Annotated in this window: 20 protein-coding genes and 1 pseudogene; 13 read left to right on the top strand and 8 right to left on the bottom strand. The window is 72.1% G+C overall.

Annotation, left to right across the window (positions count from 1 at the left end; all coding sequences use genetic code 11):
- Positions 1-66: 66 nt before the first annotated feature.
- From RKD20_RS23790 to RKD20_RS23755, 8 genes are all read left to right on the top strand, one after another.
- Positions 67-1,089, top strand: coding sequence for a LacI family DNA-binding transcriptional regulator (locus RKD20_RS23790; RefSeq protein ID WP_424879476.1), 1,023 nt, complete (start codon positions 67-69; stop codon positions 1,087-1,089).
- Positions 1,090-1,219: 130 nt separating this feature from the next.
- Positions 1,220-2,395, top strand: a complete 1,176-nt coding sequence (locus RKD20_RS23785) for a S1C family serine protease (RefSeq protein WP_424879475.1) — start codon at positions 1,220-1,222, stop codon at positions 2,393-2,395.
- A gap of 27 nt (positions 2,396-2,422) precedes the next feature.
- Positions 2,423-2,602 carry a hypothetical protein gene (locus tag RKD20_RS23780; RefSeq protein ID WP_424879474.1) on the top strand — a complete coding sequence of 60 codons (180 nt, stop codon included), beginning with the start codon at positions 2,423-2,425 and terminating at the stop codon, positions 2,600-2,602.
- A 108-nt stretch (positions 2,603-2,710) separates the two neighbouring features.
- Positions 2,711-3,445, top strand: coding sequence for a response regulator transcription factor (locus RKD20_RS23775; protein ID WP_020122947.1), 735 nt, complete (start codon positions 2,711-2,713; stop codon positions 3,443-3,445).
- Positions 3,442-4,887, top strand: a complete 1,446-nt coding sequence (locus RKD20_RS23770; RefSeq protein ID WP_424879473.1) for a HAMP domain-containing sensor histidine kinase — start codon at positions 3,442-3,444, stop codon at positions 4,885-4,887. Before RKD20_RS23775 ends, RKD20_RS23770 begins: the two co-directional genes overlap by 4 nt.
- Positions 4,888-5,020: 133 nt before the next feature.
- Positions 5,021-5,878 (top strand): hypothetical protein, encoded by an 858-nt coding sequence (locus RKD20_RS23765; protein ID WP_424879472.1) that lies wholly within the window; start codon positions 5,021-5,023, stop codon positions 5,876-5,878.
- A gap of 80 nt (positions 5,879-5,958) precedes the next feature.
- On the top strand, positions 5,959-7,998 hold the full coding sequence (locus RKD20_RS23760) for a pectinesterase family protein (protein WP_424879471.1): 2,040 nt from the start codon (positions 5,959-5,961) through the stop codon (positions 7,996-7,998).
- A gap of 80 nt (positions 7,999-8,078) precedes the next feature.
- Positions 8,079-9,839 carry an immunity 49 family protein gene (locus RKD20_RS23755; protein ID WP_424879470.1) on the top strand — a complete coding sequence of 587 codons (1,761 nt, stop codon included), beginning with the start codon at positions 8,079-8,081 and terminating at the stop codon, positions 9,837-9,839.
- A 17-nt stretch (positions 9,840-9,856) separates the two neighbouring features.
- Here RKD20_RS23755 and RKD20_RS23750 read toward each other — a convergent pair whose 3' ends face one another.
- From RKD20_RS23750 to RKD20_RS23740, 3 genes are all read right to left on the bottom strand, one after another.
- Positions 9,857-11,641, bottom strand: a complete 1,785-nt coding sequence (locus RKD20_RS23750) for an ABC transporter ATP-binding protein (RefSeq protein WP_424879469.1) — start codon at positions 11,639-11,641, stop codon at positions 9,857-9,859.
- A 596-nt stretch (positions 11,642-12,237) separates the two neighbouring features.
- Complete coding sequence (locus RKD20_RS23745) at positions 12,238-13,374, bottom strand: DUF2993 domain-containing protein (RefSeq protein WP_424879468.1); 1,137 nt, start codon at positions 13,372-13,374, stop codon at positions 12,238-12,240.
- Between the two features lie 70 nt (positions 13,375-13,444).
- Positions 13,445-15,259 (bottom strand): bifunctional metallophosphatase/5'-nucleotidase, encoded by a 1,815-nt coding sequence (locus tag RKD20_RS23740; RefSeq protein WP_424879467.1) that lies wholly within the window; start codon positions 15,257-15,259, stop codon positions 13,445-13,447.
- A 154-nt stretch (positions 15,260-15,413) separates the two neighbouring features.
- On the opposite strand from RKD20_RS23740, the gene mshD reads away from it, so the two are divergent.
- Both mshD and RKD20_RS23730 read left to right on the top strand, forming a co-directional pair.
- Complete coding sequence (gene mshD / locus RKD20_RS23735; RefSeq protein ID WP_424879466.1) at positions 15,414-16,340, top strand: mycothiol synthase; 927 nt, start codon at positions 15,414-15,416, stop codon at positions 16,338-16,340.
- A 6-nt stretch (positions 16,341-16,346) separates the two neighbouring features.
- On the top strand, positions 16,347-16,724 hold the full coding sequence (locus tag RKD20_RS23730) for a hypothetical protein (RefSeq protein WP_424879465.1): 378 nt from the start codon (positions 16,347-16,349) through the stop codon (positions 16,722-16,724).
- Positions 16,725-16,749: 25 nt separating this feature from the next.
- Here RKD20_RS23730 and RKD20_RS23725 read toward each other — a convergent pair whose 3' ends face one another.
- From RKD20_RS23725 to RKD20_RS23705, 5 genes and pseudogenes are all read right to left on the bottom strand, one after another.
- The gene (locus RKD20_RS23725) at positions 16,750-17,406 is read right to left on the bottom strand and encodes an ABC transporter (RefSeq protein WP_424879464.1); all 657 of its coding nucleotides are present in this window, start codon (positions 17,404-17,406) and stop codon (positions 16,750-16,752) included.
- Positions 17,393-18,973 (bottom strand): ABC transporter permease, encoded by a 1,581-nt coding sequence (locus RKD20_RS23720; protein ID WP_424879463.1) that lies wholly within the window; start codon positions 18,971-18,973, stop codon positions 17,393-17,395. The genes RKD20_RS23725 and RKD20_RS23720 overlap by 14 nt, the downstream gene beginning before the upstream one ends.
- Complete coding sequence (locus tag RKD20_RS23715) at positions 18,970-19,833, bottom strand: ABC transporter ATP-binding protein (protein ID WP_424879462.1); 864 nt, start codon at positions 19,831-19,833, stop codon at positions 18,970-18,972. The genes RKD20_RS23720 and RKD20_RS23715 overlap by 4 nt, the downstream gene beginning before the upstream one ends.
- Positions 19,830-20,658: pseudogene (locus tag RKD20_RS23710) on the bottom strand (zf-HC2 domain-containing protein). Before RKD20_RS23710 ends, RKD20_RS23715 begins: the two are co-directional and overlap by 4 nt.
- 82 nt (positions 20,659-20,740) lie before the next feature.
- The gene (locus RKD20_RS23705) at positions 20,741-21,283 is read right to left on the bottom strand and encodes an RNA polymerase sigma factor (RefSeq protein ID WP_007383017.1); all 543 of its coding nucleotides are present in this window, start codon (positions 21,281-21,283) and stop codon (positions 20,741-20,743) included.
- 122 nt (positions 21,284-21,405) lie between these two features.
- On the opposite strand from RKD20_RS23705, the gene RKD20_RS23700 reads away from it, so the two are divergent.
- Genes RKD20_RS23700 through RKD20_RS23690 form a run of 3 tightly spaced genes read left to right on the top strand, consistent with a single transcriptional unit; the run spans position 21,406 to position 23,647 of the window.
- Entirely contained in the window at positions 21,406-21,798 is a 393-nt protein-coding gene (locus RKD20_RS23700; protein WP_424879461.1) for a GntR family transcriptional regulator, read from the top strand.
- Positions 21,795-22,712, top strand: coding sequence for an ABC transporter ATP-binding protein (locus RKD20_RS23695; RefSeq protein ID WP_424879460.1), 918 nt, complete (start codon positions 21,795-21,797; stop codon positions 22,710-22,712). Before RKD20_RS23700 ends, RKD20_RS23695 begins: the two co-directional genes overlap by 4 nt.
- Positions 22,709-23,647 carry a hypothetical protein gene (locus RKD20_RS23690; protein WP_424879459.1) on the top strand — a complete coding sequence of 313 codons (939 nt, stop codon included), beginning with the start codon at positions 22,709-22,711 and terminating at the stop codon, positions 23,645-23,647. Before RKD20_RS23695 ends, RKD20_RS23690 begins: the two co-directional genes overlap by 4 nt.
- Positions 23,648-24,518 lie beyond the last annotated feature (871 nt).

Here is a 24,518-nt window from a genome sequence, read left to right as displayed (position 1 = left end):
CGGCGGGAGTACAGGGACCTCCTTCACGCCCTGCCCAGAGCGGGTTTATCCGCGTAGACTCCGCGCGTGGCCAAGGTAACCAGGGATGACGTGGCGCGGTTGGCGGGAACGTCCACCGCCGTAGTCAGCTATGTCATCAACAACGGACCCCGGCCGGTCGCCCCGGCCACGCGCGAGCGTGTCCTCGCCGCGATCAAGGAGCTGGGGTACCGGCCCGACCGGGTCGCCCAGGCGATGGCGTCCCGGCGCACCGATCTCATAGGCCTGATCGTGCCGGACGCGCGCCAGCCGTTCTTCGCGGAGATGGCGCACGCGGTCGAACAGGCCGCGTCCGAGCGCGGCAAGATGGTGCTCGTCGGGAACTCCGACTACATCGGCGAACGCGAGGTCCACTACCTGCGGGCGTTCCTCGGGATGCGGGTCTCCGGGCTGATCCTGGTCTCGCACGCGCTGAACGACAACGCCGCCGCCGAGATCGACGCGTGGGACGCCCGGGTCGTGCTGCTGCACGAGCGGCCCGAGGCGATCGACGACGTGGCCGTCGTCCTCGACGACCTCACCGGGGCCAAGACCGCCGTCGAGCACCTGCTGGGCCATGGCTACCCCTACGTCGCCTGTATGGGCGGTACGGCCGACACCCCCTCCGTCGGCGACCCGGTCTCCGACCACGTCGAGGGCTGGCGCCAGGCCATGGAGGAGGCCGGGCTGCCGACCGAGGGACGGCTCTTCGAGGCGCCGTACAACCGCTACGACGCGTACCAGGTGGCGCTCGGGGTGCTCGCCGGGCCCGATCGGCCGCCCGCCATCTTCTGCTCCACCGACGACCAGGCCATCGGCCTGCTGCGGGCCGCGCGCGAGCTGCGCATCGACGTGCCGGGGGAACTGGCGGTCATCGGGTTCGACGACATCAAGGAAGCCGCGCTCGCCGATCCGCCGATGACGACCATGGCGTCGGACCGGTCGGCGATGGCCCGGGCCGCGGTGGATCTGGTGCTCGACGACGGGCTCCGGGTCGCGGGGTCCCGGCGGGAGCGGCTGAAGGTGTTCCCGTCGAAGCTGGTCGTGCGGCGCTCCTGCGGCTGCGAGTGAGTTCCTGAAGACCGTCTGAGAACATCCGGCCGGAGGCCAGCGGCGGCTTTATATCGGGCATACGAGGTTCTGCCGGGCTTCTCAGCAAGCACTCAGGAAGCTCTCATGGTCGCGGGACAAGCTTTTTGTCATGACCGAGAGCTTCCGCCGCGACGGCGAGTACGAGCAGTACGACAACCCCCACCAGGGCGCCCAGCAGCAGCACGCTTCGTCGCCCGTGAACCCCGAGTGGCCGCCCCCGCCGGCCCAGCCGCCCGCGGCGCCCCCGCAGCCGGTCGTCGAGCCGGCCACCGTGTGGCCGGGACACCAGCAGCCTCAGGCGCAGCCCGCCGCCTTCGCCTCCGGGGGCGCCGGCTCCTACGGCGGCGACGGCAACGGCGGCGGAACCGCTCTCCTCACCGCGGAGCCCGGCGCACCCGCCCCCGCTCCGAAGCGGCGCACCCGCGGCCCCCTCGCCCTCCTCGCCGCCGTCGCGATCGTCGCCGCGGCGATAGGAGGCGGCACCGCCTACGGCATCCAGGAGCTGACCGGCAACGACACCGTCGCCTCCAGCAGCACCAGCACCAACGTGGTGCCGTCCTCCGCGAAGGGCACGGTCGCCGGGGTCGCCAAGGCGGTCAGCCCGAGCATCGTCGAGATCAACGCCACCTCGAACGCCGGGGAGTCCACCGGATCCGGTGTGATCATCACCAGCGACGGCGAGATCATCACCAACAACCATGTCGTCTCCGGCGCCTCCACCATCAAGGTGAGCACCAGCGACGGCAAGTCCTACACCGCGAAGGTCGTCGGCACCGACAGCAAGAAGGACCTCGCCCTCATCAAGCTGGAGAACGCCTCCGGTCTGACCCCGGCCACCCTCGGCAACTCCGCCGGCGTCCAGGTCGGCGACCAGGTCGTGGCGATCGGCTCCCCCGAGGGCCTGACCGGCACCGTGACCAGCGGTATCGTCTCCGCCCTCAACCGGGACGTCACCGTCTCCACGGACGAGGGCCAGAGCCAGGGCCAGGGGCAGGGCGGAGGCGGCCAGTGGCCGTTCGAGTTCGGCGGGCAGCAGTTCAACGGCGACACCGGCTCCTCGACGACGACGTACAAGGCGATCCAGACCGACGCGTCCTTGAACCCGGGCAACTCCGGCGGCGCGCTGATCGACATGAACGGCAACATCATCGGCATCAACTCGGCGATGTACTCGGCCACTTCGGACTCGTCCACGGCCGGAAGCGCGGGTCTCGGCTTCTCCATCCCGATCAACACCGTCAAGTCCGACCTGGCCACGCTGCGGGCCGGCGGCTCCGACAGCTGACCCCCCGACCCTCGCGAGGAGTACGTCATGATCAAGCAGGTTTCGCACACGGTGGCCGGTACCGACCCGGCCGGAATCGCCCTGGCCCTCGACGTGGCGTACGCACTGCACGCCCCGGCACCCCGGGCGCCCGAGGTGGCGTCCCCGGCGGTGGCCCGGCGCGGGGCGGCCGCCGCCCGCGGCCGCCGCCGTACCGTACGCGGCTGACCCCCCGCACAGCACGTCCTTCAGCGCCGGCGGGGAACCGTGCGAGGCTGAAAGCGCTCACTCCCTTCAGTCCCCCGTTCTCCGACCGCACCCGAGGAATCCCCAGCCATGAGCCCCGCCGAAGGCGACCGTGACCCCCAGCGCATCCTGATCGTCGACGACGAGCCGGCGGTGCGCGAAGCACTCCAGCGCAGCCTCGCCTTCGAGGGCTACGACACCGAGGTCGCCGTGGACGGAGCCGACGCGCTCGACAAGGCGACCGCGTACCGGCCCGACCTGGTCGTCCTCGACATCCAGATGCCCCGCATGGACGGGCTCACGGCCGCCCGGCGCATCCGCGGCGCGGGCGACACCACCCCCATCCTGATGCTGACGGCCCGCGACACGGTCGGCGACCGGGTCACCGGGCTCGACGCGGGCGCCGACGACTACCTGGTCAAGCCGTTCGAGCTGGACGAGCTGTTCGCCCGGGTCCGTGCGCTGCTGCGGCGCAGCTCCTACGCGGCGGCGGCCGGGGCGGCGGCCGTCGACGACGAGGCGCTCACCTTCGCCGATCTGCGGATGGACCTCGCGACGCGTGAGGTCACCCGGGCGGGGCGGCCGGTGGAGCTGACCCGGACGGAGTTCACCCTGCTGGAGATGTTCATGGCCCACCCGCGCCAGGTGCTGACGCGTGAGCAGATCCTGAAGGCGGTGTGGGGCTTCGACTTCGAGCCCTCATCCAACTCCCTGGACGTCTACGTCATGTACCTGCGTCGCAAGACGGAGGCGGGCGGTGAGCCGCGGCTCGTGCACACGGTGCGGGGCGTGGGCTACGTGCTGCGGCAGGGTGGCGCGGAGTGAAGAGGCTCCGACGGCGGTACCGCTCCCTTCCGATCCGGTCGCGGCTGGCGCTGCTGGTGGCGGCGGCGGTGGCGTTCGCGGTGGCGGCGGTTTCGGTGACGTGCTGGTTCATCGTGCAGGGGAAGCTGTACGACCAGGTCGACGGTGACCTGAAGGAGATGGCGAGCAGGCCCGGCACGGTCCAGTCGCTGATCGCGAGGTGCACGCAGACTCCGGAGAAGATCACGCAGGTCTTCCCCGGCCGGAACAACTACGTCCAGGCGATCAAGACGGAGGGCGCCCCCTGCGTCGACCCGAACTCCCCGGGCACGGTCGAGGTGACCGGCGCCGACAAGACCGTCATCGAGAGCGCGAACGACAGCACGATCTACTTCCGCAACGGCACCGACACGAACGGCAACTCCGTGCGGGTGCTGACCCGGTACCTGGGCGTCGACACGAACGACTCCCGGGGTGTCGCCCTGCTTCTCGCGACCCCCCTCAAGGGCACCCAGTCCACCCTCAACGAACTCGCCCTCATCCTCCTGCTCGTCTCCGGCATCGGAGTCCTCGGTGCCGGTGCCGCGGGTCTCTTCGTGGCCCGGGCCGGTCTCCGTCCCGTCGACAAGCTCACCGAGGCCGTCGAGCACGTGGCCCGGACGGAGGACCTCGGCATCCGCATCCCCGTCGAGGAGGACGCCGAGGACGAGGTCGCCCGGCTGTCCCGGTCCTTCAACTCGATGACGAGCTCCCTCGCCAACTCCCGCGAGCTCCAGCAGCAGCTCATCGCCGACGCGGGGCACGAGCTGCGCACCCCGCTCACCTCCCTGCGCACCAACATCGAACTCCTCACCCGCAGCGAGGAGACCGGCCGCCCCCTCCCCGAGGCCGACCGCAAGGCGCTGCTCGCCTCGGTGAAGGCACAGATGACCGAACTGGCGGCCCTGATAGGAGACTTGCAGGAGCTGTCCCGCTCGGAGGGCCAGCGCGGCGAACGGGTGCAGGTCGTCTCGCTGGAGGACACCGTCGAGGCGGCCCTGCGCCGGGCACGGCTGCGCGGACCCGAGCTGACCATCAACGCCTCGCTGGAGCCCTGGTACACCCGCGGGGAACCGGCCGCTCTGGAGCGCGCGGTGGTCAACGTCCTGGACAACGCGGTGAAGTTCAGCCCCGGGGCCGGCACCGTCGAGGTGCGGCTCAGCGACGGTGTGCTGACCGTCCGGGACCACGGCCCCGGCATCCCCGACGAGGAACTCCCGTACGTCTTCGACCGCTTCTGGCGCTCCCCCAGCGCCCGCGCCCTGCCCGGTTCCGGGCTCGGCCTGTCCATCGTGGCCCGCACGGTCCAGCAGTCCGGCGGCGAGGTCACCCTCGGTCACGCCGAGGGCGGCGGCACCATCGCGACCGTACGACTGCCGGGGGCGCCGACTCCGCCACCGGAGGCTCCCGCCGTCGCACTGTGACCGCGAAGCTGTCGATGTCCTGTCAACCCTCACGCGTTCTCGACCCTACTCACGGGTTCTCTGCCAGCTTCCTGAGTCGTCGAACAGGTGCCCCACGCATCTGTCCTCAGCACTCAGGAGTGAAGAACCCCCCATGCGTTCGTTTCGTACATCGACTCTGAAGAAGAGCCTCCTCGCCGCCGCGTCCGCGGCCCTCGCCGTCACCGGTCTGCTGGCCGGCGCGGGGGCCGCGCAGGCCGCCGGTCCCGGCGGGGCCCAGAACGTCCGGGGCGTCGACCCCGGGAACACCGACGTCATGCTGGACCGGCTGTGCGGCCAGGAATCCAGCCTCACCGGCGTCTACGGCGCGCTCAACGTCGACACCGGCGAGTTCAAGACGCGGGACGAGTACCTGCGGGACATCGTCGGGCTGTGGGTGCCCGCCGGGCCGTGGGAGCTGTTCCGCGGCTGGTGCGGGTACGCGCAGGCCTCGACCTGGTCCGTGAAGGGCGAGCCCGTCCGCACCTCCGAGTGGACCGGCAACCACGGCACGACCGAGGACAAGGTGACCTTCGTCAGCGGGTACAGCACCAAGACCTTCGCCAAGAAGAGCGTCGGCGCCAGCATCAGCCTCTCGCTGGCCAAGAGCATCTTCTCGGGCACCCTGGGCGGCAGCGCCGGCTACGAGTGGGGCTGGGAGAAGACCTCGTCCTTCGAGCGGCGCAGCGAGAAGTCCATACCGCCGTGCACCCAGGTGGCGACGACCTGGACGCCGTACCAGCGGGTGGTCCGCGTGAACCCGGTGTTCTACGTCGAGGACTACCAGTGGAACAAGGGCGACGGGGACGTCACCGCGCACACCTGGCGTGGCCGGGACGCGAGCTGGAAGACGATCTACTCGTACGGCTACTACATCGACGGCATCTCAGACAAGCTCCTGCCGAACGGTCAGCCGGACGGCCGTGAGGACAAGTGGCAGGAGAACCTCGACCCGAAGTCCTGCGCCAAGTAGGCGAATTCAGGCGGCAACCTTCCGTGCGGGAGCGGCGACTGCTCTGCGGTCCCTGCCCCCGCACGGAACGGATTCCCCCCATGACCCAGCATCGCCGACGCCGAACCACCTCTCTCGCCCTCGGTGTTCCGCTCGTCCTGACGGCCGCCGGAGGGCTCGTTCACGGCTTCCTGCCCGGCGCCCAGTCCCAGGCCTCCGCCGCCACCACCGCCGCCCCCGCCTGGGCCACCGCCACCGCGGACGGCTTCGCCTCCGTCGACGCGCTGGGCCAGAACGGCACCTACGGCGGCCAGGACGGTCGGCTCGTCACCGTGAAGACGCTCGCCGACCTGGAGAAATACGCGACGGCCGCCGAACCGTACGTCATCGTCGTCGCCGCGACGATCACCATGGACCCGGTCGGGAAAGAGATCAAGGTCCAGAGCAACAAGACCATCATCGGGTCCGGGACCTCCGGGCAGATCGTCGGCGGCGGCTTCTTCCTGGGCGCCGGCGTGCACAACGTCATCATCCGGAACCTGACCATCCGGGACGCCTACCAAGGTGTCTGGAACGACAAGGAACACGACTTCGACGCCATCCAGATGGACGGCGCCCACCACGTGTGGATCGACCACAACGACCTGCGGCACATGGCCGACGGGCTCATCGACGTCCGCAAGGACAGCACCTATGTGACCGTCTCCTGGAACAAACTCAGCCAGGACAACAAGGCGTTCGGCATCGGCTGGACGGAGAACGTCGTCACCGACATCACCATCCACCACAACTGGGTGCGGGAGACGGAGCAGCGCAACCCGTCCACCGACAACGCGGCCCACGCCCACCTCTACAACAACTTCCTTGAGGACGTGGCCGGGACGGACATCAGCTCCTCCTACGGCAACTACTCGCGGGGCGCGACCAGGATGGTCCTGGAGAACTCCTGGTTCCAGGGCTTCAAGAACCCCGTCATCAAGGACAGCACCGCGAGCATCGTGCAGAAGGGCAACACCTTCGTGGGCACGAGCGGCCGGAACGAGAGCGGGGGGACCGCCTTCGATCCGAAGACGTACTACGCCTACACGCTCGACAGGACGGCCGACGTGCCCGCGCTGCTCAAGTCCGGTGCCGGGCCACGCGGTTCCCTCGGTACGACGACGACCGCCACCACCAAGGCGGCGGCCACGACGCTCACCGTCGCCAAGGACGGCAGCGGCCAGTACTCGACCGTGCAGGCCGCGGTGAACGCCGTACCGTCGGGCAACTCCTCGCGGGTGGTGATCTCCGTGAAGCCGGGGACGTACCGCGAACTGGTCAAGGTGCCGTCCAACAAGCCGCACGTGACCATCCAGGGCACGGGTTCCAGCCGCGGTGACACGGTGATCGTCTACAACAACGCGTCCGGGACGCCCAAGCCCGACGGCTCGGGCACGTACGGCACCGGCGGCAGCGCCACCGTCGCCGTCGAGGCCGACGACTTCCAGGCCCGCAACCTGACCATCTCCAACGACTTCGACGAGGCCGGCCACCAGGACATCGCCAACCAGGCCGTTGCCCTGCGCACCGCCGCCGACAAGGTGTTCCTCGACGGGGTCATCGTCAGCGGCGACCAGGACACCCTGCTGGTGGACACCGCGGCCAAGGAGAAGCTGGGCCGTGTCTACATGAAGAACTCCTATGTCGTCGGCAACGTCGACTTCATCTTCGGCCGGGCCACCGCCGTGATCGACAAGTCCGTCATCACGCTGAAGAAGCGCTGGAACGGCACCTCGGCCGGCTACGTCACCGCGCCCAGCACCGCCGCGAACCGCAAGGGCATCCTCATCGCCAACTCGACGGTCAACGGGGACGTCTCCTCCGCGAGCTTCTACCTGGGCCGCCCCTGGCACGCCGGCGGCGACACGACCCTCGACCCGCAGACCACCGTCCGCAACACGTCGTTGAGCGCCGCGGTCAAGTCCACGCCGTGGACCGACATGAGCGGCTTCTCCTGGAAGGACGACCGGTTCGCGGAGTACAGGAACACCGGCGCGGGCTCGGGTGCGGCCTCCTCCGACCGGCCGCAGCTGACCGACGCGCAGGCCACCGGCGAGGAGGTCGCGGACTGGCTGGGCGACTGGACGCCGAGCGCGGCCTGATCTGCCCGGCTCCTCTGTCAGTGCCTCGACCTAGGCTGGTTGTCCGGATCGAGCAGGACTGACGGGGGAGCGGAAAAGTGATGCGTATCGAGAGGCATCGGGTCGGCGAGGCAGCCGTTTCGGCGGTGCGGAAGGACTTCGCGAACAGGATCGGTTCGCAGGTCCACTCCATGTCCAAGGCCGGCCCGGTGACGGCGTGGGAGTGGTGGCTGATCGCCCAGGAGTTCGTCGAGTACCTCGGCGCGCTCTCGGTGGAGACCCCCGACCTCCACTCCCCCGAGGCCAAGGCGGTCCTGGAGGACGCCGCCGAGGCGGCCGCCGGCGCGGTGGCGTACGCGGCGTACTTCCCGCGCGACCACTTCGAGGTCTTCCTCACCTACCCCGACTGGGGCCTGGTGTACGACCGCGAGCCCGGCGGCACCCCGGAGCCGGTCACGGCCGCCAAGTGGCTGGACGCCTTCTGCCTGGCGATCCTCGTCGAGAAGGCCCAATGGCACGGCGAGGCCTTCCACTTCGCGCGCGAGGTGCCCCAGCAGGGCCGCTCCGGACGCCCCGACACCGAACTGATCAACGGCTTCATGGCGTACGTCATCGGCGACACCGGCGACGACGACGCCGACTGTCCGCCCTCGCGGGAACAGAAGCTCAGCGCGCTCGACGCGGCGCTCGACCGGGTCCGGGCACTGGAGAAGGAGACCGGTGAGCGGCTCGCCGACCAGCCGTACGGCATCGGGCTGAAGGCGCTGCGCGCGCTGACCGCGGGCGACCGGGAGGGGTTCGGCGAGGCGGTCGTCCGCCTGCTGAGGCCGCTGACCGGCACCCCCGGACCGGGAGCGCGGCCGGGCAGTCTCCTCCCCCTCCTGCCGATCGCCCTGACGGCGCTGGCGCACCGCGACGAGGGCTGGCCGCCGGCCGTCGACAGCGACTATCTGCCGGACGCGCTGGTCACCGGGTTCAGGGCCACCCCGCCGCGGGTGGGGCCCTACGGCCGGGACCGCCGCCCGGACGCGGTGGCCGAACTCGCCGCGGGCGTGGTCGAGTTCGGGCGGGCCCTGGAGCCGCGCCCCCTGGACCCGGACAGCGAGGAGCAGTTCGAGCGGTACACCCGCGACGCCGTCACCCCGGTGCCGGGCAAGTCGCTCACCACCTTCGAGCTGGCCTACGCCGTCACCTATCAGGAGCTCCTCTTCCGCACCCGGGCCTCGCACACGCCCGACGCGAGCGACGCCCAGCTGCGGAACCTGCGGCTGGCCGCGGAGCTGGGGGCCGCGCTGTTCCGTACGACGCTGGCGGAGCCCGGCACCGACGTGCCGGTGACGATCGACGGCCGGACGGTCACGTACCCCGCCTGCCGGGACGAGGACGCCGGGCCGGGGGCGTGGCACCGGGCAGTGCACCTCGCGCTGATCACGGGCCGGCGGGAGCATCTGGCGCCGCTGGTCCTGGCGGGGCCGGAGCGGGTCGGCCAGGACCGCTCCGTGTCGGCCTCCTACCGGCGGGCCCTGCACGCCTATCTGCGCGGCGCGGACCCCGGACCGGCCACGGACCAGGCCCTGCGGGACGCCGGGAAGACCCGCGACCAGGGGTTCCTGCCGCCGCCCGCGGTGCTCTTCTCCCAGTTCGTCGAGGGCGACGAGGAGAGCTTCAACCTGGCTCTCCTGGACGCGCTCACGGCCCACCGCGACTACTACGCGATCGCCGACCGCCCTTCCGACCCCGACGCCGCCCTCAGCCTCGAGATCCTGGCCCTCGGCTGCCACGCGCGCCGGCGGGGCTGGGAGATCAGGGTGCGGTCGCCGTATCTGCCGGCGCGGATCGTGGGGGCGGCCGAGCCGTTCTGACGTGTACAGCCTGCGCGTCAGCGTCTGAGGGTCATCGTGTCGTCGGGCGGCTTCCTGAGGATCATCGTGTCCTCCGGGAGCGGGCCCAGCAGGCGGGCGTAGGCGCCCCGGCGGGCCATCAGTTCCGCGTGGGTGCCCGCTTCCACCAGGCGTCCGCCGTCGACGACCAGGATCCGGTCCGCGTCCGGGGCCAGGCTCAGATCGTGGGTGATCATGATGGTCGTACGGCCGGACATCAGGCGGCGCAAAGGCTGTACGACCTGGCGGGCGGCGACCGAGTCGAGGCCGGCGGTGGGTTCGTCGAGGACGAGGACGGGCGCGGCCCGGAGCATCGCGCGGGCGATGGTGATCCGCTTGAGCTGGCCGCCGGACAGGGCCGCCGTGCCGGGGGCGATCTCGGTGTCGTAGCCCTCGGGAAGAGCGGCGACGAAGTCGTGGGCCGCGGCCGCGCGGGCCGCGTGTTCGATCTCCGCGTCGCTCGCGCCCGGCCGGCCCGTGCCGATGTTCTCGCGGATCGTGCCGTTGAGGATCAGCGTCTCCTGCGGAAGCAGGGCGATCTGCTCGCGCAGGAACTCCAGGCCCAGGTGCGGGAGCGGGACGCCGTCCAGGGTGATCACGCCCGCGCAGGGGTCGTAGAAGCGGGTGATCAGCTTGGACAGGGTGGACTTGCCGGCGCCGCTCGGGCCCGTGATGATCACCAGCTCGCCGGGGGCGGCGGAGAAGGACACGTCGGTGAGGGAGTCGCGGTGCGCGGTCGGGTAGCGGAAGCGCACGCCGTGGAAGCCGACCCAGCCGTGGACCGGCCAGTCGGGGACGGGTTCTGCCGGGTCGCCGACCGACGGTTCGGCGTCCAGGATCTCGGTCAGGCGCTGGGCGCCCGCGGTGGCGGCCGTGAGGGTCAGACCCAGTTGCCCGAGGTTGCGGACCGGCGGGTACAGGTAGCCGATGAAGGCGGCGAAGGCGAGCAGTTGACCGAGGGTCATGCGGTCGGCGGAGATCTCCCAGACGCCCAGGCCGATCACGGCCAGCACGCACAGCGTCTCGACGACCTCGACGAACTGCTCGTACATCTCGCTCAGCCGGGCGCCGCGCACGGACGCCCGCATCCAGGCGCGGGCCTCGCGGTCCAGGCGCCGCTCCTCGTCGCGGCGGCGGTTGTAGGCCTGTGTGAGGACGACGTTGCCGAGCGACTCCGCCACCACGGAGGTGATCGCGCCGTCCGCGACCCGCTCGTCCTGCGAGGCCTGCCTGATCCGGCCGGAGAAGCGGCGGGCGGCGCACAGGAACAGGGGCGCGAGGACGAAGGTGGCGAGGGCCAGGTCCCAGCGCAGGTACAGGGCGGCGGCGGAGTAGAAGACGGCCGAGAAGGCGGCGGCGACCGTGCCGACGACACCGGAGACGACCATCTGCTCGATGGCCTCGACATCACCGGTGAGGCGTTCGACCAGGTCTCCCTGGCGGTGCTTCTGGAAGAAGTGCGGGGGCAGGTCCTGGAGGTGCCGGAAGACCTTCGCGCGCAACCGCAGCACGAATCTCTCCGCGGTCCAGGTGGCGAGGGAGTTGCCGAGGTAGCCGACGAGCGCGCCGAGTGCGGCCACGCCCAGCCAGGCGCCGGCCGGGCCCCAGAAGGCGCTGAGCGAACCGGCCTTCAGGGCGGTGTCGGTGAGCTCCGCGAACAGCAGGATCGCGGCCGTCTCGGCGAGCGCGGACATCACCACGCACGCGACGATCGCCGTCAGCCATCTGCGGTCGCCGCGGGTCAGCGGCCAGAAACGGCGGAAGGCCTCGCGGACTTCCCTCATGACGACTCCCTCTCAGGTACGGCGGCCCCGGGCGGCGGGGACGGCCGAGGCGGGGCCGCCGGCGCGAGACACGCTCGCCGACCGGTGACCCCGCCTCGTGGCGTGCTGTCTCAGCCCTGGTGGGCGACGGGGCGGCGCTTCGGCGTGTGCTTCTTCGGCTGCGCCTTCTTCGGGGCCGGGGCGGGCTTGCGGGTCTTCTTCACCGGGGCGATCTTGTGGAAGCTCATGTCTGCATCCTTCTCCGTCATGATTCTGCAACAGTTCCTCTACCGATCTGCTGCAATTACTTATGAATGAATTCGCTTTACTTCAGTGAATTCCGTGTCAGCCCTTGGGGGCGACGGGGCGGCGCTTCGGCGTGCGCTTCTTCGACTGCGCCTTCTTCGGAGCCGGGGCGGGCTTGCAGGCCTTCTTCACCGGGGCGATCTTGTGGAAGCTCATCAAGTTCTCCTTTGCGTTTGCGTGGTTCGCTCTCGACATGGAAAACACTACGGCATTCCTGCGACCGAAAAGGCCATTCCGCCTTAGACCTCAATAAGACTGGATGTGTATCGCCTGAGAATCGAAAGGCTGACACAGAATTTATGGGCGGACATCTACGGACCGACCGCCAGCCCGGAGCCCTCGACACGCACCCGGATGCCGTCCTTCACCACGCGCACGTCCCGCAGGCGCAGCTCGCCGCTCGGTGGCTCGGGCAGCCGGAAGCCGAGGGAGAGGCGGTCGGCGAGGACCGGGCGGGTCAGGCGGGAGAGCGCGCCCAGGAGCGCCGGGTCCAGGCCCAGGCGGTCCAGGAGTTCGGGGTGGGCCAGGGCGAGGTCGAGGAGGTTCAGGCGCATGACCTGTCGTACGAACTCCGGGCGGCCGGTCAGGCGGGACAGGGCGGTGTCGGAGCGCTGCGCCTCGCGCACGGTGGCGTCGGGCACGCCCAGCGCCCGCACCAAGGACGGGACCGCCAGCACGGCCCGGGCCCTGCGCGTCTGTCGGGCCAGGGCCGCGGCGGACCCGGGCGTCAGGTGCAGGCCCTCCGAGGCGCGGCTGCCCGGCCGGTAGGTCGCCAGGTCCCCGATGTCCAGGCGCATCCCGCCGATCCGGGTGTCGACACCCCGCTCCCCGTCGCGCGCCACGCGCACGTCGGCCCGCAGCCGCAGATCGTGCCCGGCGACCGGGAGCGTGCCGCGCACCGCGACCCGGTCACGGCCGGCTCCCCTGAACGTCACCTGGGACGCGCCGAGTTCGCGGTTCATGTCGGCGAAGGAGAGCAGGGCGTCACCGTGCAGCTCGGGAACGCGCGCCCCGCGCACGGAGGTCGGGCCGTCGCCGAGGAGCCGTATGTCCTGGGCGGTGGCCGACACCGCGGCCAGCGTGACCCGGTCGGCGGCCACGTCCGGGACGGTCACCTTCACCGAGTCCAGTCGCCCGCCCATGAGTTGGGGCAGGAAGGGGAAGCCGCCGATCTCCACCTCGGGCGCCGCGGTCAGCCGCAGCCGGTCCTTGAGGGTGTCCGCGGCCCGGTGCTCGGCGTAGAGGACGGCCCAGCGGTCGGCGAGGGTGAGGAAGGCGGCCAGGACCAGCAGGGCGGCGACCGTCTTCAGCGCGAAGGGCAGGCCCGTGAAGCGGCCCCGCCGACGCCTCCGCCCGGTGCGGCGGTGGGTGGTCGGCGGGGCCGGGGGTGCTTCGTACGGGACGTCGTACGGGTGGGGATGCGTGGGTATGGGGTGGGGGGAACGCATCGATCCATCCGATCATGCGCACGCCCCCCACCCGCAACCCGCTCCGGGCCGGTGCGACTCAGCTCACGATCTACTGAACGACCGTGATCCGGTTCGCGGCCGGCGGCGCGATCGGGCCGGCCGCCGACGAGTTGGCCGTCAGGTAGTCCACGAGCGCGGCGAGGTCGTCGCCGCCCACGAGGTCGTTGGTGCCCTGGCCCAGCGTGGTGAAGCCGTCGCCGCCGCCCGCGAGGAAGCTGTTGGTCGCGACGCGGTAGGTGGCCGCCAGGTCGACGGCCGTGCCGTTCAGCTTCACGGAGCCGAGGACAATGCGGTCCGCGCCGGTCTTCGTCAGGTCCAGCGTGTAGGTGAGGTTCGCCGACGGCTGCAGGATCTTCGGCGAGGCCGCGTTCGACCCGCTCACCTGCTCCTGGAGCACCCTGATCAGCTGGGCCCCGGTGAAGTCCTGGAGGTTCACGGTGTTGGAGAACGGCTGCACGGTGAAGCCCTCGGCGTACGTCACCACCCCGTCCCCTTCGGTCCCCTTGGCCGCGTAGGTCAGGCCGGCCCGGACCCCGCCCGGGTTCATCAGCGCGAGGTCGGTCCCGGCGTCGAGCGACTTCCCGTACGCGAGCTGCGCGTCGGCGATCAGGTCGCCCATCGGGGACTCGGTGCCGGTGTTCGGGACGTCGGCGGAGATGTAGCCGATCGCGCGGTTGCCGATGGGTGCCGCGAGGGTGTTCCACTTGCCGATCAGCTCGGTCATGTCCGGCGCCTTGGGGACGGTCCGGGTGACCACGTGGTTCGCCGACTTCACGGCGGTGCGGGCGATGTCGCCGGTGAAGCGGTCGTACGTCAGCGTCGTGTCCGTGTAGAGACGGCCGAAGGACGCGGCCGAGGTGACCATGCGGGGCCTGCCCGAGGGGTCGGGGATCGTGCAGACGTACGCCGCGTGGGTGTGGCCGGTGACCAACGCGTCCACGGACGGCGAGATGTTCTTGGCGATGTCGACGATCGGGCCGGAGATGCCGTCACCGGCGCCCGGGGAGTCGCAGTTGTAGTTGTACGAGCCCGAGGCGGGCTGCCCGCCCTCGTGGATGAGGGCCACGATCGACTTCACGCCCTGCTTCTGCAGCACCTTGGCGTACTTGTTGATCGTCTCGACCTCGTCCTTGAACTTCAGGCCCTTCACGCCCTCCGCGGAGACGACACCCGGGGTGTCCTCCAGGGTGACGCCGATGAAACCGACCTTGACGTCCTTCTTCTTCCACACCCAGTACGGCTTGAGGATCGGCCTGCCGGTCTTCTCGTCCAGGACGTTGGCCGCCAGGTACGGGAAGTCGGCGCCCTCGAACTCCTGGTCCGTGTAGCAGCCGGCAGTCGGGTGGCAGCCGCCGTTCTGCAGCCGGGCCAGTTCCCTCGCGCCCTCGTCGAACTCGTGGTTGCCGACGCTGGTCACATCGAGGTCGAGCTTGTTCAGCGCCTCGATGGTGGGCTCGTCGTGGAAGAGACCCGAGATCAGCGGCGAGGCACCGACCATGTCACCGCCCGCCGCGGTGATGGAGTACGGGTTCCCCTTGCGCGCCTCGCGCAGATGGGTCGCGAGGTACTCGACGCCCCCCGCGTCGATCGTCTTCGTCGTCCCGTCCGCCTGGAGCTCGGTGACCCGGCCGGAGGAGCCGGACGGCGGCTCCAGGTTGCCGTGCAGGTCGTTGAAGGACAGCAGCTGGACGTCCTGGTAGCGGCTCGGCAGCGGCTTGCCGTGCTGGTTGTCGTGCGCTCCCGCGGGCAGCGCGGCGGCGAGGGCACCGACGGTGGCGAGACCGGCGGCCGCGGCGACCAGACGGTACGTACGACGTCTGCGGCGCACCGTGTCCGACCGGTGCGGCTGGGATATGGCTGGCATACGCCCCCCTGGGCTTGTTACTGACTGGTGAGGAAGTGGCCCCGTTCGGGCGCAGCCTAGGGTCAACGCGCGTAGCGCGACAGGGGTTTCGCGGTTACATCCTGGTTGCTTCTTTGCCGCCGCTTTGCCCGTACCTCCCCTTACCCTCGTAGCCATGACCAGCGACGACATCGCACGCCCCGGCATCTCCCGCTCCATCGAGACCGTTTCGGCGCTCTCGCCGGACCAGACCGAGGCGGTCCTCGGGCTCCTCGCCGAGGCCGCGCACCAAGACGGGCAGCAAGCGGTGTCCGAACAGGGCCGGTTGCAGCTGCGGGGCGGGGCCCGCGAGGGCGTGTCCCACCTGCTCCTCTCCGTCGGCGACGAGCTGGCCGGTTACGCCCAGCTGGAGGACACCGACCCGGTGGAGGCGCCGGCCGCGGAACTGGTCGTCCACCCCTCTCACCGCGGCCACGGCCACGGCCGCGCCCTGGGCTCGGCGCTGCTCGCCGCCTCCGGCAAACGGCTGCGGGTGTGGGCCCACGGCGGCCACAGCGCCGCCCGCCATCTCGCCCAGGTCCTGGGCCTGACCCTCTTCCGTGAGCTACGGCAGATGCGGCGCCCCCTGACCGGCCTGGAGCTGCCCGACCCGGTGCTCCCGGCGGACGTGACGGTCCGCGCCTTCGTGCCCGGCGAGGACGACACCGCCTGGCTCGCGGTGAACGCGGCCGCGTTCGCCCACCACCCCGAGCAGGGCTCCCTGACCCAGCGCGACCTCGACGACCGCAAGTCCCAGTCCTGGTTCGACCCCCAGGGCTTCTTCCTGGCGTTCCGGGACGGCGAACTGGTCGGCTTCCACTGGACCAAGGTGCACGCGGCCGAACAGCTCGGCGAGGTGTACGTCCTCGGCGTCCGCCCCGGCACCCAGGGCGGCGGCCTCGGCAAGGCCCTCACCACGATCGGCCTGCGCCACCTCGCCGCCCAGGGGCTGCCGACCGCGATGCTCTACGTCGACGCCGACAACAAGGCGGCCGTCTCGGTCTACGAACGGCTCGGCTTCAGCACGTACGAGACGGACCTGATGTACCGCACGGAGACGTGAGGACCGATGGAACTGAGCGAGCTCGTCGCCCTGGTCCTCGCCGACCTGTCGGCCGGGACCTCCGCCGCCCCGAAGGTGTCGTACACCCCCCTCGACGAGGGCCGGGTGGAGGTGCTGCTCCGGGACGACGACGGTATGGGCATCGGCTTCGGGGTCGACCCGGCCCGCTCCGAGGCCGAGGTGCTGTGCACGCTCGCCGACCGGATTCCCGACGCCTACGTCGAGTTGTACGCCGTCGGCCTGCCGGTCGTCCCCGGCACCCCGCGCCCCGCCCGGGCCGACGTGGTGGACGGAACCGCGGTCTGGACGGACCCGGCGGGCGGCCCGTGGTCCTGCCCGGTGGGCCGGTACGGCGACGCCGGGAGGGCGGAACGCCGGGCCTGATCCGACACACCGCCCGCCGTTCCCGTCAGGACGCGGGACGGAGTCTGAGGCCGCGCACCGGTTCCACCGTGCAGGCCGCCGCCGACAGCACCGCGGCCGCCAGCAGCACGGCCCACCGCATGTGCGCCGCCTGCCAGTTCGGGTCTCCCACCGCGACGAACAGGTCCCAGCGGGTGGGGAGCAGGAGAGGGGCGAGGAGGCCGAGGGTCAGGAAGCCGGCCGCCACCGAGGGGCCGGGTTCGGGTTCGTCGGTGAAGCGGACCGCCACCGCCGCGGCGGCCACCGCGAGGACGGCCGTCGCCGCGGCCTCCAGGGTGACCGCGCCGACCGGGGGGCGGGCCGGTGCGGGGACGAGGGCCAGTGCCGCCGTCCACCACAGCGCGGCGACCGGCGCGACCAGCGCGACCCGCAGCCCGCTGCGGACCCAGCGCCGGGTGGGGACCGGGGTGGTGAGCCCGCGCGCCGGGTCGTCCAGGAGGAAGGCCAGGCCCAGGGCGAAGACGAGGGCGGCGGCCCGGAGCAGGGTGAGGCCGAGCCAGGCGTCGGGCGTGGCGGACAGCAGCCGTGGCAGACCCACGATCAGCAGCCCCACGACCGCTCCGGCACCGACCGCCCGCCACGGCACGGTCCGTGCCACGGCCGCCACCAGCGCCCCGCGGGCGCCCCCGTCACTCCTCCGCACAGTCCTTCGCCCCCTTCGGCACCTCGGTCCCCAGCACCCGCGCCACCCGGGCCGTCGAGACCCCCGACGCGGTCAGCTCGGCCCAGTGCCGCTTGACGGAAGCGGTCACCTCGCCGCGCGGGCGGTGCAGCAACTCCCTTACGACATCCGTCTGTCCGGCCGTCATGGACAGCCCGCTGGTCGGGGCGAGGACGTACGCCGACCCGGTCACGCTGTCGTCGAGGCGGACGTTCGCGAGGTCAGCCATCGGGTGCGGGTCCCCGCCCAGGGCCAGCCACATCGCCGTGACCACCCGGCCGTCGCACAGCTCGCCGCCCTTCGACTCGTCACCGGCGACCAGCACATAGGCGACGCCGACCGCGAACTCGGGAACACGGTTGCCGCCCCACCGCGTGCCGACGGTGACCTGGTACGGCGTGGTGAGCGGATCGATCGCCGAGTCGCCGCCCAGGCCGTATCGGGCCTCGACCCGCTGCCGTACGAGAAGGGGCTGCCGGGCGGCCGTACCGCCGGCCAGGGACTGGACGCGGTCCACGACCCCCGCCCAGTCGCCCGCCCGGCCGGTCCACTCGGGGAAGGCGCAGTACGTCGAGCCTCCCCCAGTCTCGGCTTCGCTCGACCGGGGGGACCCCCATCGCCGCACGCACGACTGGTCCCGCTGCGGGGTGACCGAGGCCTGTTCGCGGGCCGCGGTCAACTCCGGTGACACGCCCCCGGACTGGCCCACCGCGCCGCCCAGCGTCAGCGCGAGCGCGCCCGCCGCACCGACCTTCAGGGACAGTGTCCGGCCGCCGCTCGCCAGGACCGCGGCGAGGGCGAGCAGCAGGATCAGCCCGGTCAGGTACAGCGCGTGCCAGGCCGCCGGGCGGCCGATGAGGTTTGAGGGGAGGACCGTTTTGCCGCCGTCCTCGCCCACGATCGGGGGCAGCCACCGGGTCCACTCCGCGTCGCTGGTGCCCGCGGAGACGAACACGCTGAGGACGAAGAGCCCGATCACGCCGACCGGCGCCGCGAACGTGGACGGGACCAGCCGGGCGAGCAGCACCCCGAACGCGCCGCACAGCAGCACGTACAGGGGGCCGACGGCCAGTTCGGCCGGTGATCCGTGGCCCACCGCACCCGCCCTGAGGGCCTGCCGGGTGAACTCGCCGAGCACGACCAGCGCGGTGACGGCGGCGAACGGCACCACCGACAGCACGTGTGCGACCGTCCGCCGCCACGGCTCCATGACCAGCACGTCGAACTGCCGGTCGGTACCGCGCTTGCGGGAGCGCAGGGTGCACCGGTTGACGCACACGAACAGGGCGATCCCCAGCAGCAGGGGCCCGGGCTGGGTGGCGCGGTCGGCGTCCTGGAGGGCGGGGAAGGCGTCCATGCCGTCCTGCTGGTGGAACAGCGTCCAGGCGGTGTAGCCGACGTACAGCACGAGGGTCACCAGCACCGGGATGTACCGGAGCAGGTCACGCGCCTCGAAACGGGCGAGGGCGAACACGGCGGCCCAGGAACGTCGTTGATCGTCTTCGGGTACGGCGGTGGACTCGGCCACCGTCTTCGTCGCCAGGCTCATGCGGTCGCCACCTCCGCGTCCACGTCGTCCAGGGTGAGCAGGTAGCCGTCCTCCAGGGTGGGTTCGAGGAGATCGGCACCGGCGGGCGGATCGCCGACGTTGCGGAAGGAGCCGGTGCCGGTGCGCCAGCCCGCCTTGGCGCCCGGGGCGCGTTCCGTGCTGCTCCACACCCGGCCGGCCGCGCGGTCGGTCAGTTCGGCGGGGGTGCCCTCGAAGAGGATGCGGCCGCGGGCCATGACGAGGACGCGGTGGCAGAGCATGGCCACGTCCTCCGTCTGATGGGTGGACAGGAGCACGGTCCGCCCCTCCCCCGCCTGTGCGATCAACTCCCGGAACCGCATGCGCTGTTCGGGGTCGAGGCCGACGGTCGGCTCGTCGAGGACCAGGAAGCCGGGGTCGCCGACGAGGGCGGCGGCCAGCGCGACCCGCTGCCGCATCCCGCCGGACAGCTTCTTGATGCGCTTGGCGCGTACGTCCCCGAGGTCGACCTCCTCCAGCACCCGCCGCACCTCGCGGTGGCGTGCGGTGCGGTCGCTGAGCTCCTTGAGGATCGCCACGTAGTCGACGAACTCGAAGGCGCTGAAGTCCGGTTGGAAGCCCGGGCTCTGCGGCAGATAGCCGAGCGAGCGCCGGACCTCCTGCCGGCCGTGCGAGCTGCCCGGGTCATGACCGAGGACGGTGAAGGAACCCCGGTCGGCGGGCACGGCCGTGGCGAGCACCCTCAACAGGGTCGTCTTCCCGGCTCCGTTGGGCCCGAGCAGCCCGGTCACGCCCGGCGTGAGCCGCAGCGACACGTCGTCGAGGGCGCGGGTGCCGCCGTAGCGGAGATGAAGCCCGGTGGCGGAGACGGTGGCGGTCATTCGGCGCTCCCGTTGAAGAGGTCGAAGCGGTCACGGAGAAGGAGGAGCAGCCCGGCGGCCGAGCGCGGCGACGGCTCCGGCGACGCCCTGCCCGGCCGCGGTGAACGGCGCGAGCGGATCGGCGGCCGTCTGCTGCTCGGCATGCGCGGCCAGCAGTACGGCGATCCAGGCGCCGCCGACCAGGGACGGCGCGAGGACCGGGCCGAGCCTCGGGGTGAGGGCGAGGCCGGCCGCGGTGAGGGCGAGCGCGGGCAGCAGCCAGGCCAGGGCGCGCAGGCCGTACCCGGGCAGGGCGAGGGTGGCGAGTCCGTTGAGGCCGAGGCCCGCGACCAGCACGGCGAGCGTGCGGATCATCAGCAGCCGGAAGCCGTGCAGGGGCGCGACGACCGTCATCTCGTAGGTCGGGTCGAGCGCCGGGCCGTAGGACAGCGCCACGCCGGCCAGCGGCAGCAGCGGGGCGAGGGCGAGGAACAGGGTCGGCGAGTCGGTCGTGTGCACCGCGCCGACGGTCGCCAGCAGCAGGAACACCACGGCCGCCAGCCAGGAGCGCCTGAGCACCGGCGTGGCCGCGAGCAGCCGCGCGGTGTGGTCGGCGATCCCGGCCCGGGTCAGCAGCGACTCGAACCACCCCGTCCGGGGCGCGTCCAGCTCGGCGTCCAGCCGCTCCCACCCGGCGTCCAGCGCCACCGGGTCGGTGACACCGGCCAGCAGCCCCCGGCACTGTGCGCAGGCGGCGAGATGGGTGTCGGCGGACCAGAGCAGGGGGGCGGCCAACTCGCCCCGGGCATAAGCCCGCAGATCCTCTTCGGCCACATGCCAGGTCATGCCGCCACCTCCTCGACTCGTCCCTGTACCGGAGCACCGTGCGCCCCGGGCCCCGTTCGCCTCCGCGGTCGTCCGTCGCCACTCACGCGAGGGCCTCCCTCAGCTGCTTGCGGGCTCGCATCGCCCGGGTCTTGACCGTGCCGGGCGGGATGCCCAGGAGGACGGCGGCCTCGCGGGTGGTGAGGCCGTCGATGACCGTCGCCTGGAGCACCGCCCGCAGCTCCGGCGACAGCCGGACGAGGGCGCCCGCGAGGTCCCCGTGCTCCACCCCCGCGAGCACGCGTTCCTCCGCGGACACCTCGTCCCGGTGCCGCAGGTGGGACAGTGCCTGCCTGAGCCGCCCCCGCGCCCCGTCACCGCGCAGCGCGTCGATGAGCCGCCGCGAGCCGATCCGCCACAGCCATCCGGCCACATCGCCTTCCTCGCGGTAGCGCGCGGTCCCCCGCCACACCGCGAGGAACGTCTCCTGTACGACGTCGTCGACCACGCCCGCGTCCGCGCACCGTCCCCGCAGCCGGGCGAGCAGCCAGGGCGCGTACCGCCGGTACAGCTCCTCGAAGGCACGCCGGTCGCCGTCCGCCGCGATGGCCCGCAGCAGATCCCCGTCGCTTCTCGTTTCCCTCACGCCCCTTCATCGGACGACCCCCGCCGACCGGTTCACATGGCTCCGAAGAAACCACGCTTGACTTTCACGACCACCATCCACCACCCTTTCACTACTCAATTAGTGAAAGGGTGGTTGTCCGCGTGGTCGACTACCGCATCGACCGGCGCTCCGGCGTCGCCACCTACGTGCAGATCGTCCAGCAGACCAAGCAGGCCCTGCGACTGGGCCTCCTCGAACCCGGCGACAAGCTGCCCACGGCCCGCGAGGTCGTGGAGGCCACCGCCATCAACCCGAACACCGTGCTCAAGGCGTACCGCGAACTGGAGCGCGAGGGCCTCGTCGAGGCCCGCCGCGGTCTCGGCACCTTCGTCCGCCGCACCCTCGGCGCCGGTGTCCAGGCCGCCGACACCCCCCTGCGCGCCGAGCTCGACGACTGGGCCGCGCGCGCCCGGTCGGCAGGACTCGGCCGCGAGGACGTCGACGCGCTCTTCACCGCCGTACTCGACGAGCACTTCCCGAAGGGGGACCAGTGAGTTCCACCAGCACCACCCCGGCCGTCGCCCTGGAGGCGTCCGGCCTGGGCAAGCGGTACGGCAGACGGCCCGCCGCCCTCGACGGCTGCTCCTTCCGGCTGCCCACGGGCCGCATCAGCGCACTGGTCGGCCCCAACGGCGCCGGCAAGTCCACGCTCCTCGCCATCGCCGCCGGCCTGCTGCGACCCACCTCCGGCACGCTCACCGTCCTCGGCGGAGCACCCGGCGCGGCCCGCGACCGGACCGCCTACCTCGCCCAGAACAAGCCGCTGTACCCCCAGCTGACCGTTGCCGAGACCCTGCGCATGGGCGCCGAGCTCAACCCGGCCCGCTGGGACGCCGCCTGCGCCGCCCGGATCGTCGCGCGGGGCGACCTCGACCCGAAGTCCCGCATCCGCGGACTCTCCGGCGGCCAGCGCACCCGGGTCGCGCTCGCCCTCGCGCTCGGCAAGCGGCCCGAACTGATGCTCCTCGACGAGCCGATGGCCGACCTCGACCCGCTCGCGCGGCACGAACTGATGGGCACCCTGATGGCCGACGCCGCCGAACACGGCACCACCGTGCTGATGTCCTCGCACATCGTCGCCGAACTCGCCGACGCCTGCGACCACCTGCTGCTCCTGGGCGGCGGCCGGGTCCGGCTCGGCGGCGGCATCGACGACCTGCTCACCGCGCACACCCTGGTGACCGGCCGCGGCACCCCCGCCGACCTGGCCCAGCACACCGTGATCGAGTCCCGTACCGCGGGTCGCGGCCTGACCGCCCTGATCCGCCGCGACGGCCCCGTCGGCGAGGGCTGGGCGGTCGAGGAGCCCTCACTGGAGGAACTGCTGCTCGCCCATCTCCGCGCACCCGATGCCCCGGCCCTGCTCACCCCGGGCACCACCGCGACCGCCGAGGCGGTGACCGCATGAGCACCGCGACCCTGCGAGAGACTCCCGCCGCCTCCACGGTGACGACGGTACCGCGCGGCCTGGTCCGCACCGTCCTGCGCCTGCACCGCGGCGCCCTGTGGATCTGGCTCGCCTTCGTGGCCGGCACCACGGGTTTCCTGCTCTGGCTCCTCGGCCCCGGCGCCGACACCGCGCAGCGCGCGCTCGAGACCTACGGCTACTCCGGGCTCATCATGGCCACGGGCTCGGCGGACGAGTACAGCGACCAGTTCTACAACGCCGACACGCTGCTCACCGTGGCCTCCTTCGCCATCGCCCTGTTCGCCGGCGGCCCGCTGATCGCCCGTGAACTGGAGAGCGGCACCGCACAGCTCGCCTGGACCCAGTCGGTCTCCCCGGCCCGCTGGCTCGCCGTGAAGCTCGCCGTACCGGCCGCCTTCATCGTCGTGGGAACGGGCCTGCTCGCCCTGCTGTACCACCAGGTGTGGTCCGCCCACAGCAACCTGCTGATCGCCGGCATCGAACCCCGCGCCCTCTACTTCTCCCTCGGCCCGGCAACCGTCGCCGCCCCGCTGCTCGGACTCGCCCTCGGCACCCTGATCGGCCTCGCGGTCCGCCGCACCCTGCCGGCGCTGGCCTTCAGCGGGTTCGCGTACTTCCTCGTCTACGCCTTCCGCGGCAACCACTGGCCCTTCCAGGGCCGCTACCAGCAGCCGGAGCTGTACTCCCGCAGCCGGGCGTTCACCTCCGCCGGCGCCGAGATCCGCGATCCCGGGTGCTACGACGACAAGGCCTGCCTCGCGAAGCACGACGTCGTCCGCTTCACCCGCGAGTACCTGCCGTCCTCCGACTACTGGCCCCGCCAGCTCCTGGAGACCGGCGTCCTGCTCGCCCTCACCGCCGTGGCCGTCGCCCTCGCGTTCGCTCTCCTGCGCCGGCGGGCCGCCGCCGGATGACCCTGTCCGTCCTGCCGAGGGGGCCCGCCCGGAGCGTGCTGCGGCTGCACCGCGCGGCGCTGATCGTGTGGGCCGTCTTCGTCGCCCCGGCCCACCCCCCGCGCACCTGGACGGCCACCGCCGCTCCCGCCACCGTGCGGCGCCCCCACCCACGAAAGGCACGCACACACAGCCCCCGGGACACCCCCGAACCCCGAGCACGGCCCAAGCCCGCACGCAGACCGCAGACACCCGCCCCCGACCCCCCGGCCCACCCCCCCGCGCACCTAGACGGCCACCGCCGCTCCCGCCCCCGTGCCGGCGCCCCCACCCACGAAAGGCACGCACACACAGCCCCCGGGACACCCCCGAACCCCGGGCACGGCCCAGGCATGCGCGCGGGTGCCCGAGACACATCCCCGGGCCCCGGCGGCCCGCACCGCCGCCTCACCCCCCGTGGCCCCAACCGCACGGACCCCGCCTGGATACCCAGGGCCATCCCCGCATCCATACCGCGCGCCCTCACTTCGTCGTGCGGCCCGCCCCACCCAAGCCAGACACGCAGCCCCCGTACCCAGAAGCCCAGGCCACCCGCCCCGCCCCCTCCCGACCCAGCCACCACCCCCATCCGATCCCCACCCCGCCACACCCCCCCACCCCGGCCAGGGCCCCGCACCCCCGGCACACAGACGCCCGGGAGCCGTCCCCCGATATCCCGAACGCCATGTCGCCGTAACCGTCGGTTCAGACAGGCTTGCGAGGCTCACCGAATGAAGCCCGCTGTGCCAGAGCCTTCGCCGCCGCCCGAGGGGGCAGCGAGGAACGGGAACGTCCCGGTCGCCGCCGTGCTCCCACTCGCTGCCTCCGACGCGCCCGTTTCGCTCCCGGCGCG

It is taken from the genome of Streptomyces sp. SLBN-8D4 (genome assembly GCF_049739545.1).
Taxonomy (GTDB): domain Bacteria; phylum Actinomycetota; class Actinomycetes; order Streptomycetales; family Streptomycetaceae; genus Streptomyces; species Streptomyces canus_C.
Note: the sequence above shows the minus strand (reverse complement) of the source record. Positions and strands in the feature narration are given on the sequence as shown.